Annotated in this window: 13 protein-coding genes; 8 read left to right on the forward strand and 5 right to left on the reverse strand. The window is 42.8% G+C overall.

The window, feature by feature from the left end; genetic code table 11:
- Positions 1-24 precede the first annotated feature (24 nt).
- From RB622_RS14455 to gldN, 7 genes are all read left to right on the forward strand, one after another.
- Positions 25-1,206 carry a DUF4271 domain-containing protein gene (locus tag RB622_RS14455; protein ID WP_308047273.1) on the forward strand — a complete coding sequence of 394 codons (1,182 nt, stop codon included), beginning with the start codon at positions 25-27 and terminating at the stop codon, positions 1,204-1,206.
- A 42-nt stretch (positions 1,207-1,248) separates the two neighbouring features.
- Positions 1,249-2,031: a uroporphyrinogen-III synthase gene (locus RB622_RS14460; RefSeq protein WP_308047274.1), complete on the forward strand. Its 783-nt coding sequence runs from the start codon at positions 1,249-1,251 to the stop codon at positions 2,029-2,031.
- Between the two features lie 135 nt (positions 2,032-2,166).
- Entirely contained in the window at positions 2,167-3,141 is a 975-nt protein-coding gene (locus RB622_RS14465; protein ID WP_308047275.1) for a type IX secretion system membrane protein PorP/SprF, read from the forward strand.
- A 376-nt stretch (positions 3,142-3,517) separates the two neighbouring features.
- On the forward strand, positions 3,518-4,588 hold the full coding sequence (locus RB622_RS14470) for an SUMF1/EgtB/PvdO family nonheme iron enzyme (protein WP_254561961.1): 1,071 nt from the start codon (positions 3,518-3,520) through the stop codon (positions 4,586-4,588).
- Between the two features lie 116 nt (positions 4,589-4,704).
- Positions 4,705-5,520 (forward strand): gliding motility protein GldL, encoded by an 816-nt coding sequence (gldL, locus tag RB622_RS14475; RefSeq protein WP_308047276.1) that lies wholly within the window; start codon positions 4,705-4,707, stop codon positions 5,518-5,520.
- Between the two features lie 88 nt (positions 5,521-5,608).
- Positions 5,609-7,201, forward strand: a complete 1,593-nt coding sequence (gldM, locus tag RB622_RS14480; protein ID WP_308047277.1) for a gliding motility protein GldM — start codon at positions 5,609-5,611, stop codon at positions 7,199-7,201.
- 54 nt (positions 7,202-7,255) lie between these two features.
- Positions 7,256-8,296 (forward strand): gliding motility protein GldN, encoded by a 1,041-nt coding sequence (gene gldN / locus RB622_RS14485; protein WP_308047341.1) that lies wholly within the window; start codon positions 7,256-7,258, stop codon positions 8,294-8,296.
- A 278-nt stretch (positions 8,297-8,574) separates the two neighbouring features.
- Here gldN and RB622_RS14490 read toward each other — a convergent pair whose 3' ends face one another.
- Complete coding sequence (locus RB622_RS14490; protein ID WP_308047278.1) at positions 8,575-9,171, reverse strand: hypothetical protein; 597 nt, start codon at positions 9,169-9,171, stop codon at positions 8,575-8,577.
- Positions 9,172-9,295: 124 nt separating this feature from the next.
- Complete coding sequence (locus RB622_RS14495; RefSeq protein WP_308047279.1) at positions 9,296-9,961, reverse strand: DUF4230 domain-containing protein; 666 nt, start codon at positions 9,959-9,961, stop codon at positions 9,296-9,298.
- A gap of 50 nt (positions 9,962-10,011) precedes the next feature.
- Here RB622_RS14495 and miaA point away from each other — a divergent pair, with 50 nt between their 5' ends.
- Positions 10,012-10,935, forward strand: coding sequence for a tRNA (adenosine(37)-N6)-dimethylallyltransferase MiaA (gene miaA, locus RB622_RS14500; protein ID WP_308047280.1), 924 nt, complete (start codon positions 10,012-10,014; stop codon positions 10,933-10,935).
- A 43-nt stretch (positions 10,936-10,978) separates the two neighbouring features.
- Here the strand turns inward: miaA and RB622_RS14505 are convergent, their stop codons facing one another.
- From RB622_RS14505 to RB622_RS14515, 3 genes are read right to left on the reverse strand one after another with little or no spacing between them, the layout of a single operon-like run.
- Complete coding sequence (locus RB622_RS14505) at positions 10,979-11,284, reverse strand: rhodanese-like domain-containing protein (RefSeq protein WP_308047281.1); 306 nt, start codon at positions 11,282-11,284, stop codon at positions 10,979-10,981.
- A 31-nt stretch (positions 11,285-11,315) separates the two neighbouring features.
- Positions 11,316-13,196, reverse strand: coding sequence for a T9SS type A sorting domain-containing protein (locus RB622_RS14510; RefSeq protein WP_308047282.1), 1,881 nt, complete (start codon positions 13,194-13,196; stop codon positions 11,316-11,318).
- Positions 13,174-13,971, reverse strand: coding sequence for a PASTA domain-containing protein (locus RB622_RS14515; RefSeq protein ID WP_308047283.1), 798 nt, complete (start codon positions 13,969-13,971; stop codon positions 13,174-13,176). Before RB622_RS14515 ends, RB622_RS14510 begins: the two co-directional genes overlap by 23 nt.
- Positions 13,972-14,003 lie beyond the last annotated feature (32 nt).

Here is a 14,003-nt window from a genome sequence, read left to right on the forward strand (position 1 = left end):
GAAACCCCGCCCTTTCTTGTAGCAATGAAGTCAATTCATTCACTGCTTTTTCTGCTCGTTATTACGGCATCTCTTTTCGCCGACACAGTTGCACGGGGCGCCACCAAGGCATTGCCACCCGAGCAGTTTTTTCCTGTTTATGACTATCAGAACGACTGGCTTGTTTACAGCGGCCAGTACAAAAACTATGTCCCTTTCTCCAAGGGGATCAATGAAGGCACCCGTTCAGTAAGTTTATATGTCGACTTACTTAAAAATCGACGATATTTTCTCCTTGTAAAAGCGGAAAACGAAAGTTATCTCTTTCTGGAAGGCGCCCTTCAAAAAAAAATAAATAAAGATGAATGGCTGGAACTGAACATCGACAGCCTTTTCAGGACATACAAAAAGGAAGAATTACTGCTTTCTATCTACGGAAATTCGGGGATTGAAGACAAAACAGTCTTGATCTGTCATAAGAAACAATCCGGTGCAGTAGGCATATTAGAGAAAACGGCCTCCACACTGATTAATATAAAACCAATTAATTTTTCACCTTTTGGTAATTTTTCAGTACTTGCTATGTTAATTATTCTGATACTAAATGTCTGGATATTTAACCTGAATCCGCTGGCTTTTTCGAGGGTCATCAACCCGCTGGAATTTTTCAATAATGACCCCAGAGAGCAACTTTCAAAATTGAATAAACCATACAGCAACAATGTGATATTTCTGGTCATTATTGTATCCATGCTGATGAGTTTCCTGCTGATATTTTTTGCCCACAACAAGCTAAATCTGTTTTCAGTCGCCTCCATTTTGTCCGAAGAATCTAACGTTTTAGAGTTTCTTGCCGATTTTTTTATTCTTTCCACAATCTTTCTCCTCCTGATTTACGGGAAGTACGTTTTCATGGTTTTGGTTGGCCAAATGCTCAATCTTGACAAACTTGTTGATACGCTGTTCCTCAAAATAATACAATCCTCGTATTTCTTTTATGTGGCCTTGTTTCTCCTTATTTTTATGCTGAGTACAGACAATGCCATGTGGCTCGTTCCGCTGCGTCCCTACATCATGTTTCCCTTCCTGATTTTCTATATCATCCGGTTCGTAACGCTATATGTTGTGACGAAGCCTCCCACATCATTTATTAATCTCTATTTATTTTCGTACCTTTGCGTCATCGAAATAATCCCGTTGATTATCGGCATAAAGTTCGCTATTTAAGTTTCAGGGATCATTTTGAAATTAAACTAATGAGAATTATACATGAGTGAGACCATCAAATTTGATCAGGATCGGCTCAAAAAGGTTACCAGTATTCTGGTAAGCCAATCAAGGCCGGCCGACGAAAATTCACCTTATTTTGAGATAGCTAAGAAGTATGGTATTAAAGTGGATTTTCGGCCATTTATCCAGATAGACGGAGTCTCTTACAAAGAGTTTCGTAAACAAAAGATTAATATCCTGGATCACACGGCAGTGATTTTCACAAGTCGTAATGCCATTGACCATTTCTTCAGAATTTGTACTGAAGGACGCATTGAGGTCCCGGCTACTATGAAATATTTCTGTATATCCGAGCAGACAGCAAACTATCTGCAGAAATATATAGTGATTCGTAAACGCAAAATTTTTTCCGGCACAAAAACAGCGGTTGAGCTGATCGAACTGATCCGCAAACACAAGAAAGAAAAATTCTTGTACCCTTGTTCGGATGTCCGTAAAAATGAAATTCCTGAATTCGCGGATACAGAAGAATTTCAGTTTACAGAGGCGACGATGTATCAGACAGGCTCCTCGGATCTTTCCGATCTCGAAGACGTGTATTATGATATTATCGCCTTCTTTAGTCCTTCGGGAATAAAATCACTGTTTGACAATTTCCCTGATTTCAAACAAAACGTTACGCGTATAGCCGCTTTTGGGCCCACAACGGCCAAAGCAGTAGAGGATGCAGGTTTAATTCTTGATATTCAAGCCCCTCTTCCGAATGCACCTTCGATGACCGGTGCGCTGGAGTTGTACATACGCAAGGCGAATAATATTTAACAGAATCTTACGTGTAAAAAAGGCCGAGAAATTTTCCCGGCCTTTTTTATTATTATATCAATTTTTTTCCTGAATATGCGTTATTGAAATAAACCTCTGAAGCACTCAAGTGTTCTTTAAACAAAATCTATACGCATGACCTTGACGTTTATCTACCGTAACACACCATGGAGCTGTTTAGTAGGTATAATATTTCTTATATCTCATAGTGCATCCGCTCAAAAAGATGCGCAATTCAGTTTGTTTTCCTTAAACCAACTTTATCTTAACCCGGCTGCTGCCGGTGCGGACGGGCTTACCAAATTCCAGCTTACACACCGTTCACAATATGTTGGCTATCAGTCAACAAATGAAGATGAAGGAGGCGCACTTTCGACGCAAATGTTTTCGTTCAGTATGCCGTTTAAAAATTTCGGGATTGGCTTTTACGCCCTAAACGATAAAAGCGGCCCGCGTAATGACCAGGATTTTAAATTATCTGCCGCTTATCATTTCCCGTTAGCCGGTGGAAATCTCCATATCGGCGCAAGTGCAGGCCTTTTCAGACAATCGCTTGATTATGGCAAACTCCGTGCGCGTGACCCGGATGATCCTTTAATTCAAACCGGAACAATTTCTGAAATAAATCCGGATTTCGCCGTTGGCGTACGTTATGTTGCCGATGCCTTTTACGTCGGCGCGTCTCTGAACCATTTGCTTGAACCCAAATATAAACTGGGTTCGGAAACAGCCTCGAATCCATTGCCAAAAACAGTTTACTTAAACGCCGGTGTAAATATAGAACTAGGCTATTTACTGGACGTTCAGCCTATTGTTTTAGTAAAATCGGATATCTCAACGGTTTCCGTAGAAGGGGGAGCAACCGTGACTTATAACAAAAGATATTGGGCCGGAGCCACATACAGACAGCAGGATACTTATTTCATCATCATGGGTGGTATATACCTGCTCCCTGACCAGTCGCTACGTTTATCAGGGGCTTACGACATGGTTATCGGAGGGAATAAGGCTAAATCACCGTCTTCTTTTGAAGTGATGTTATCCTATGCCCTACCGTCACCAAAATTTGGAAAGAAAACGATTATCCGTACTCCAAGGTTCAGATTTTGAGCCGTAAACTAAAAAGTCAACCACGTAACGTTATCTCCATTATATCCAATCAAAAAGCGAAACATTGCTATTTGATCAAATAATCGGCATTTATTTTCTCATTTTTTTAAAAATACGGTTAGTCACATGTCGTTCAGTTTGCAAAACTTTGATTTATATTTGTAAAATTTTCGGGTGCTATACCAACAACCATCATTCTTACGTTAAGTCGAATAAAATGAATAAGGTTAACTCAGACTTCTTTTAAGTCTGCTCAAACTTCCTGTGGAATTCATTTTTGGTTGCCGTTACTTTTGTTTTTATTTTTAGTATACTATATATTAATCGGTTGACGTTTTTAGGCTAACATTTATTCTTTCAAATATCAAAAACCACTATGAATGTTAAAGTGATCTATCGGGATGGAGTCAAAAGTTTGCTTTTGATAGCTGCGCTCATGCTGATGCAGAGTTGCGGGTTTATCAAAAATAAATTTGGCAAGGGAGGAAAAGAAGACGTCGGTATTTCGAATGGGGAAATTACGGCGACTGCGCGTAAAGGTTTTAAACAAACCACACCTGCAGGCATGGTGATGATCCCTTCCGGGTCTTTTACCATGGGACAGGCGGATGAGGATATTGCTTCGTCTATGAACAACATGAACAGACGCGTGACAATCAGTTCCTTCTTTATGGATGACACCGAGATCACGAATAATGAGTATCGTCAATTTGTCAATGCGCTTCTGGTTGACTCGGTTTCAGTACTGGGCGAGGAAGAAATTATGACAAAATACTATCCTGACACGACTGCCTGGAAAAAAGATTTTGCCTACTCCAACGGAGATCCCTTTGTTGAGTATTACTATCAGCACCCTGGCTTTGATACTTACCCGGTTGTCGGCGTAAGCTGGTTAGGCGCTCAGTATTTTGCAAAATGGCGTACCAACCTTTACCACGATTATCAGAACAAAGAAGGTATGTTCAACTCCACAGCATTCCGTCTTCCTAGCGAAGCTGAATGGGAATGGGCAGCCCGCGGCGGACGTGCCGTAGCAAAATATCCATGGGGAAATCCTTACACCATGAATACCAAAGGATGTTTCCTTGCAAACTTCAAGCCACAGCGTGGTAACTATGACGCCGACGGCTATCCTTATACAGGCCCGGCTAATGCTTATAATCCGAATGACTTTGGTTTATACAACATGGCTGGAAACGTAGCAGAATGGACACTTGACGCTTTCACCGACAACGCAACTGCGATTGTCTGGGATATGAACCCAAGATATGACAACCCGGACGAGCCTCGCAAAGTTGTGAAAGGCGGATCATGGAAAGATGTGGCTTACTTCCTGCAAACAGGAACACGTACCTTCGAATACGAAACAGAACGCAGAGCTTTTATCGGATTCCGTTGCGTGATGGACAATGTTAACGGCCGTGCCGGTGGACGTGCCCGTCGCTAAAAAATCTTACGCAAAGAAGATGCAGTACTAAGTTGCTGCGCCTTCTTTGCGTCATTATTTTGACAATTCAACAAATTTTTATTAATCACTATTCACTATAACCGATTTCAATTCGTATGGCTAAGAGTAACGGATCTAGTTTTTTATGGGATAAACTAGTACCAACAATATACAGCGCGGGTGCTGCAGTTGTTATTTTAGGAGCTTTGTTTAAAATCCAACACTGGGACGGTGGAAGTGAAATGCTTACGTTAGGTCTTGGAACAGAAGTTGGTATTTTCTTACTATATGCACTGCAAACGATTACCCAATCTTCCAATACTGACCCGGATTGGACGCGTGTTTATCCGGAACTAGCTGACGACTATAATGGTCCTGCTATCAACCGTGGTGGTTCTGCGGCAGGAAGTGGTATCACGGCCAAATTGGATAACATGCTGGACAATGCCAAAATCTCTCCAGATGTATTTGACAGTTTAGGAAAAGGTTTCAAAACGCTTTCTGACACCGTTGGTAAAATCACTGATTTGACGGACGCAACCGTGGCAACGAATGATTACGCGAAAAACGTGAAATCAGCATCGGTGGCTATGACAGATATGAACAAGTCTTATGGTGTTGCGATCACCGCGATGAGCTCCATGGCCGACGCGACGAAAGATGCACAATCCTATCGTGACCAGTTTCAGCTGATCACTAAAAATATGGGTGCTTTGAACGCTGTTTATGAACTCGAACTTCAGGACACAACCAAACACCTTAAGGCCATGAACGCATTCTATGGTAACCTTACCGCTGCTATGGAAAATATGGCTGATGCGACCAAAGAATCACAGGTGTTTAAAAACGAAATGTCGAAACTAACAACCAACATTTCTTCTCTAAACGGTATTTATGGTAACATGCTGAGCGCGATGCGTGGCAATGCATAATCCAGACGAACGGAGTTATAAACCCTAGCAGGCGATTTAAGCTTGTTATCTAAACAAATTAATCACTGATAACTGATTACTGAACAATATGGCAGGTGGAAAAGAAACACCCCGTCAGAAGATGATTGGAATGATGTATCTGGTTCTTACAGCAATGCTCGCATTGCAGGTAAGTTCAGCCATTATAGAAAAATTCATGCTACTGAACAATTCCTTGGAACTTTCACAAGGAGCAGCCAATAAAATAAACCAGGAAACCGTACTTAAAATTAAAGCTGCTGTTGAAAAATCGGGAAACCGTGCTGCGGACGTAGCGGTATTGAAACAAGCTGATGAAGTACGGAAAAATTCGGCTACTGTAATAAATGAAATCAATGCCCTTAAACAGGAAATTATCACCAGTGCCGGTGGCGGATTAAATGAGCAGGGAGGAATTAAAAATCCACAGGAAGAGGGAAAGGTTGCGGAATTGATGATCGGTGGTAAGAAGAATGGTAAAGCTTACAAACTGAAACAAACGCTGAACAGCTATACCGATCAACTGAGCCAGGTTGCCCCAACTAAATTCCAGTCTCTGGCTTTGGATGGAAAAGAAGATCCGATCACCAAGACGAGTGTGGATCAGAAAAATAAGGATTTTGCCGAATTGAATTTTGCACAAACTCCGGTTGCAGCTGCTTTGGCAGTTTTAAGCCAGAAGCAAACGGACATCCGCAGAATGGAAAGTGAAGTATTGAGCTATCTTGCCAGTAAAGTAGGGGCAGCCGATATTAAATTTGACAGAATTCTGGCGATGATCAGTGCGGATGCCAAAACGGTTGTTGCGGGTACTAAATTCAAAGGTGATATGTTTATCGCGGCATCTGCCAGCGGTATCACACCACGCATGAGCCTTAACGGTGCAGGCGTAAAAGTTGAAAATGGTGTTGGTAAAATAGAATTTACGGCACAAGGCGGTGGTTACAATGCAGAAGGCGTTGTGCGCCGTGAATTGTCTGGAACGATCTCCTTCCCTACTCCTTCGGGCCGCGACACAACAGTAAACCTGAAACAGGAATATTTCGTCGTAAAACCTACTTACCAGATTGAAACAGGAACTTTACCTCCCTTGTATTTGGGGTGCGCTAATAAACTAAGTATTCAAAGCCCTGCCTTGGGCGCTCTTTGGGCTCCAAGCTTTACAACAGATGGCGGCGAAATCATTAACAGCGGTCAGAAAGGTAAATTTACCATTGTGCCGAACAGAGCACAGTTAAACCTGACGGTGAGCAACCAGGGTAATGTTTTAGGATCAGAACCTTTCCGTGTTAGGCTTGTACCAAAGCCATCCCTTGAAATCCGGGTAAACGGTGCACCGTTTGACGAGCGTAGAGGTATTGCAGCCACGGCTGCAAGAAGTGTACAGGTTGTTGCCATATCAGATGAAAGTTTTAAAACCTTCTCGCCGGAAGATGCAAGATTCCGTGTTTCACAAATACAGGTTTCATTGGCAAGAGGCGCCAGACGGATTGGAAATCCAATTACCTTAAATGGTGGTGGATCAATTTCATCATTGGCACAACAAGCACAGCCAGGTGATCGTTATGTGATCGAGATCTTAAAAGTAGAGCGTCAAAATTTCAAAGGCAATGTTAGTGAGGTAGAAATGGGTCAGCAAATCAGACCGATATCGCTAAACTAAACAAGACCTTACAATTGCTGATTGGATAAGATAAAAATATAAGCAATGAGAAGAATGAACGGAAAAACAATTGCATGGTCAATATTGTCCCTTACGCTGGGCACTACCATGGTATTTGCTCAGGAGAAGGAAGACTCTACCGCCAATCAATTTTCGTCACATCCAATCAGTGATGGTGATGTGATGATGAAAAGAACCTTGTGGAGAAGAGTGGATCTTAAGGAGAAGCAGAATACGGCAATGTTCTCAAAAAATAATGAGATCACAAAATACCTTTTGGAAGCAGCAAAAGCCGGTTTGATAGAAGCTTATGCGAATGACTCTTGTACGACAAAATTGACGGGAGAACAGATCCATAAGAAGATGCTTATTCCAAACCAGACAGCTGGCTTATCTGCAGAAGAGATTGCTGCCGGATTTGGTACACCTGCCGCCGGTGATGGATTTGGAGATAAACCGAAAGCTGACGCTGCGAAAAAAGCAGATAAAACAACTGCGGATGACGGATGGGGGGCTCCTGCAAAAAAAACAGCAGCCGTAGAAGATGACGGATGGGGAGCTCCAAAACCAAAAAAATCAACTAAAAAAGGAGCTAAGCCTATTAAAGAAGAGCCTCCGGTAGTTGAGGCAGCGCCCGTTGATACTTTTCAGTTGGCCGCAACTTCGGTCGTCGAAGAAGAATATTTCGCTGATCAGATCAGTCTGATGGAGATTAAGGAAGACTGGACGTTTGATAAAAAACGCTCACGCTTGTATATGGATATTCAAACCCTGACGCTTTTGATCCCTTCCGATCAAAATGCTGCAACAGGATTAGAATTACCCGTTGCTTCTTTCAGATACAAAGATGTTGAACGTTTGTTCCGCAGCGATCCTAAGAAATATATCTGGTACAACTCGCATAACACCGCGCAAAACAAAAATCTTGCAGATGCCTTTGATTTACGCTTGTTCTACGGACGTATTACCAAATACTCCAACGCATCGGATAAGTCATTTATCGATATTTACAAAGGAGACAAAGAAGCACTGATTAAATCGCTCAACTACGAACAGGAGTTAATGGAGCTTGAACACGGTCTTTGGGAATATTAATCGATATCACCCAATACAAAAAAGCGAAAGTGCCAGATGGTACTTTCGCTTTTTTGTTACCCGAAGTTTCCGAAACACAATTGATTTTTCATCACAGGCTTGATACCGGCAATGATTTTCCAACTCGCATGAACGAGGCCTCAAGAAAGATATCCAGCGATCCGTAAAGCAGATATTTCTTTTAACTGCACACCCGAGCTGATGATAAAACAGAAGCCCCGCTTATACAATCGCAGTCGATTGCATAAGCGGGGCTTCTGGCTATCTCTGCATCAGATCTATTTCCTCTTGAACAAAAACGCCTTTTTCACGGTGCGATCGGTCAATCCCAGCGCTTTAATAGTTTCTTCATAACTTTTCCAATTGACTTCTGCGGACAATTTCAATGAAGCTGCCGGTATCAATACAATTCTAATGTCATCAAATTTACGCGACGGCGGCGCAGCCTGATCTTCCGACCAACCCGTCGCGATAATTTCAACAAAGAATGATGTTTTGTCAACGCCATGCACAAAAGTGTAGCTACTTACCTTATCGCCGTCAAATTGAACCGAACCAGGCAGCGGCCACCAGGCACCGAGCGATTTCGCGTATACCATTACAACCACACTCGTGTCATACAAAGCTTGCTGAGCAGCAGTCAGATTGTCAATACCAAAAGACAAATCCCCGGTCCCGGTCCCGGTTACGGAGCCAACACTGATGATACCCGCAGCACCTCCACCCTGACCATCCTGTCCAGCAGGCCCGGCCGCTCCCGTATCTCCCTTAGCTCCTTTCTCACCCGCCGGTCCTACTGCACCATCATCACCTTTACAACTTACCAACAATGCCACAAAGCATACGCAGATTCCAAATAATAGTTTTTTAAACATGACCGTAAAAGTTTAAGAATGAGAAATAGATATAAAGTAAAAAGATTGAATTTACATGGTATACGCTGTAAAACTGGGAAATGATGATCTTGCGAAACATTATTTTAAATAACAGTCACAAAAATTAGCTATCTGACTTCCTGTTCAAAGAATCCACGCCCGCTTCAATGGGTTTATACGTCGAATATTCTTCCAACAGATTTTTGTTCGCCTCCGGCAGCTGCATATCTACTTTCCAATTCATCGTAGCCGCCAGTTGAAACATCATCAACTGAACCTGGTTCGTTGCAATCCTCGGTAAATCGCTTTGCAGCGCCTTTTCATTCATGGTTTGTTTTGCCTCATTCAGGATAGAAGTATAATCGTCACTTTGAAAACGATTAAGCCAGCCTTGCTCAATGTCATAAAATTTGTAATCCGTGTCCATCGAAAGTACTTCCGGTTCCGGGAAAAAATCAATCACCATCTTCCGCTCGGCTCCTTCCATGTGGTAACGTAATTTTCCAAAGTCATATCCCACCAGCACCTTCGCCTTGGCAATAACCAGTGCTTTTTTTTTATCCTTTATCAAGTTCCAGATATTTTTGTCGTGCTGGTAATTATAAATTTCGGTGAAGTAACCTTCTGCCATCACAACCTTAAAAACTTTTTCGATTCTTTCCAATAACACGGTCGCTTCACGTTCCGGTTCAGAACGTGTCAAATGCCTGCCGGATAAAAAATAATAGGTCCCCGCACCCAGGCTTCCTCCCAATAACAATGATAAAATAAAAAAAAGTAGTGTGCTCATGTCCATGATGTGTATTTTTGTGTTTACTAAAATCACATAAAAAGTCCAGAATGCCAAACAGCCAGGCAAAATACCTGATTATCATTGCCGGTCCAACCGCGGTCGGGAAAACTGAGCTCGCGATCCGGCTTGCCCGGGCTTTTAAAACAGAAATTATCTCGGCCGATTCCCGCCAGATCTTTCGCGAGTTATCCATCGGCACGGCAAAACCCGATGCCCATGAATTACAACAGGCAACACATCACTTTATCAATTCGCATTCCATAACGGAATCTTATAGTGCCGGAGATTTTGAGCGCGACGCACTGACGCTGCTCGACGTACTTTTTAAAGAACACGACCATGTGATCATGACAGGTGGTTCAGGTTTATACATCAAGGCTGTTTGCGAAGGACTGGACGCCCTCCCAGCCCCAAAGGAAGGTCTGCGGCAGCTATTGACTGATCGTCTCTTAAATGAAGGATTATTAGGCTTGCAGGAGGAGATTAAAAAAATCGATCCGGATTTTTCGGCGACAAAAGAAATTCACAATCCGCAGCGGGTCGTACGTGCACTGGAAGTTTTTCACACAACGGGTATCCCGATTTCCCAATATCAGCAAAAAAATAGCCAGAAAAGGCCCTTCAAGCAAATACTCATTGCGCTGGACAGAGATCGCGCCACACTCTATCACCGGATTGATTCCCGTATGGACATCATGCTTAAACAGGGACTGGTTGACGAAGCCAAAAGTGTTATGGCATTCCGCGATTGCCACGCACTGCAAACGGTGGGTTACAAAGAAGTGTACGGATTTCTTGACGGACGCTACAACGAACAGGAAATGGTGAGGCTTTTAAAACAAAACTCAAGAAGATATGCCAAACGTCAGTTAACCTGGTTCAGGCATCAGGGAGATTTTAAATGGTTTCAGGCAAATGAATTTGACGACATCCTTGCCTATGTAAAAGAAGAAACCGGCTCTCATGAATGAGCTGGTATGGTCATTCATGAGAGCCGGTTCAAATATCGGTACCTTAAGCTTCTTCTTCCAGCGCTCTGTAAGCAAGGATTCCTCCCAAAACATTACGAACATCGGTAAAACCCAACGATTCCAGGTATTTCTGAGCCTTTCCGCTTCTTGCACCTGAACGGCAATGGATGATAATTTCCGAATCTTTCAACGGTTCAAGTTCCGCCACGTGATCTGGCAATTCGGCAAGTGGAATCAGGATTGCACCCAGATTATCTTCTTCAAATTCATGTTCTTCACGTACGTCGTAGAAATTCAATTCTTCACCGTTATCCAGACGTTCTTTTAATTCTTCTACTGTAATATCCATGATCATTAAGTTATATAATTCTGTTTTAGGTCTATTTTACTATCAACATTTTTTGTACCAAAGATCGTTTCCCATCCGATGCTTTAAATATATACATACCGTCAGCAAGGTCTCCCAGGGAGGCCGATTGACTTCCTGTTTCAGGAATAATTGTTTTCACCAGATGACCCTGTAAAGCATAAATTTCAATTTTTTTAACCTGACTGCTTTTCCAGTTGATCAAACCTTTATTAGGATTAGGAAAAAAGTACGCATCCTGATCTATCGCCGGTTCATTGCCAGTCACAACGCCTGCCGCTTTTCCTCCCATGTAGGGACGAATCATGATGCTGCCTTTTAAACCGGTTTCTTTTACCCATTCATTGCTCAAATTGAAAAACACGTTTTCCTTCCCAAGTAAAGAATTCCGGTCAAAACCTATACTCAATGGTTGCTCATTAATCTGGATCCATCCCACATAAAAAGTATCAGCCAGGGCGACCGGACTGTCAAATGCATATTGAACGAAGCCGTCTCTTTGCTCGGGATATTTAGCCGTGACCGATTTTTGAACAATCATCTGATCCGGCTTCCCGTTTTTATTATTCCACACCTGAATGGTGAAAGACTGTCCTGAAACATCTTTATTGAAAGGCACAATCGACATATTGAGTCCGGCCAATGTATCAGGTTTTGCAAGCGCAAAACGCTGCACGACACGTGCCAGTCTTTGACTAATCTGCACACCATATTCGGCGGTACCGTCGTCGTAGGCATAATAGTCACTCAGAATCGCCCGCGCACTGATGGTATCATTTCTTCTTAAATCTACTGAAGGAATCGTTGTCGTTTGCTGGTCTGATGTGTTCAGCTTAAACGTATACTTAAGCTTTAATTCTTTGAGTGCACTATTTTGCTTAATGTTCGGATTAAGTGCAACCCGCTTGGTTTGCACCTCATTCCCGCCAATAATATCCGTCGTGGGCGATGTGTAAAGCTGATAAACCTCCCCGGTCACTTCATTTGCTACCGTGAAGGTATAAGTCGTAGTATTCAGGTTTTTGGCAAAATTATAAATATTCGTCTCCACCTGCGCAGCCGTTGCAAGACCGGGATTAACCCAATATTGTTTCAATGGCATGGCCGTGTATTGCTTAAAAAAGGAAGTGAGCGGCTTTCGCACCGCTAAATCCAGTACATAACGATCATTTACAGATCTCCCTTTATTCAGATAAATATAATCCAGGTGCCAGGTATCGTAACTACCCGACCGTTTGCCATAAGTTCTGAAACGAAACTGAAACCCGTCATAGAAAAAATCAGGCTTTTGCACAGGAACCAGTTTCTGTGCAAACAAGCTGTCGTACACCATACCTTTCTGGCTCCACGCATAACGCCACTGATTGTTTTTATCAAGAAATTCAAGCGTTAAACTATCATCGTTGTCCGGTAATTCTCCCAATCCCTTCGCAAGCCAGTGGAAACTTATATAGACCGAGTCAGCGGCTGTTAAGCCTCCCAGATTAATAGGCACCGACGTCAGCGTATCGGTTAATCCCGATGACAGCTGATTCAGATATTCATACGGGGTTCCGTTCGCGTTTAATCCGTCGAAGGTTGCCATATTCACCGATGGTTGTGTGGTTGCCATCGTATTATTAATATAAACGCCACCACCCGACATCCAGAAAGCGGGGTCGGGATATCGGGTGGCGGTTGTAGAAAAATCATCAAAAAACGGCAGACTGAGCGTAGCCTGGGTTCGGGCAGATTTCAGATCCCGGTTTTCCGGGTAGGGACCGGTACCTATGGGAACCAGCTCGATTTGCCCAAAAACATTACCACACTGAAAAACTGCCAGCAGCAATAAGGTTATCGTCCAAAATTTAAAATTCTTTTCAATGTCTGATTTAAGGTTGTGTGCTATCTTCATTTGAGGCATTTGGTTCCGCACCCGCAGGAACAACCCACAGGTCAATTACATCGCCGATACGAACTTTATTGCCTGATTCAGGATTTTGTCTTACCACGCTGCCGGGAGCCTGGCCTTCCTCAGCCGTAACTTCCATCACCTGACCAACCTTTAAACCTGCACCGACAATCTGGATTTTGGCTTCATCCAGGGGCATTCCAATAACAGAGGGCAATTCAAACTGAGCCGTTCCCAAGCCTTCGCCTAATTCAAGATCAATTTTTGATCCTTTGGCAATCGGTTGTCCGGGCAAGATTTCCGCACCTTTATACATTTGTCTCAAAACAGCATTTTGCGCCATATCCGGAACGTAAGAAATTGTTCCTTCTTCCAGGCCAAGACTTTTAAGCTGCATCTGCGCACTCCTGTAAGTCATATCAGTCAGCTTGGGCATTTTAATAAGCGGCGCCGTGAGCGAAACAACGGTAACGTATATTTTGCGCCCCTCTTTTACTTTGGCACCCGGTTTGGGATATTGCTGGATAACGGTCAAAGGCGGCATATTGGCTACATACGCAGAATCGACCTCATAACGCAAATCTCTGGCATCCAGGAAATCTTCCAGTTCGCTCAGATTTTTCTTACGCAAATCAGGCACCGTGATGGCTTCGCCGTGATTGGTCGTAAACGGTAAATAAATAAAGAAAAATCCTAGAAAAAATACCAGGATAAGTGATACTACAATGCCTATATGTATGAAAAGATCCTTACGGGATTGTGTGCTAATTTTTGCCATGGAAATACATGATGCGGGTAATTTCTTAAAAA

The sequence above is a fragment of the Dyadobacter sp. LHD-138 genome (assembly GCF_030929615.1).
Classification (GTDB): Bacteria; Bacteroidota; Bacteroidia; order Cytophagales; family Spirosomataceae; genus Dyadobacter.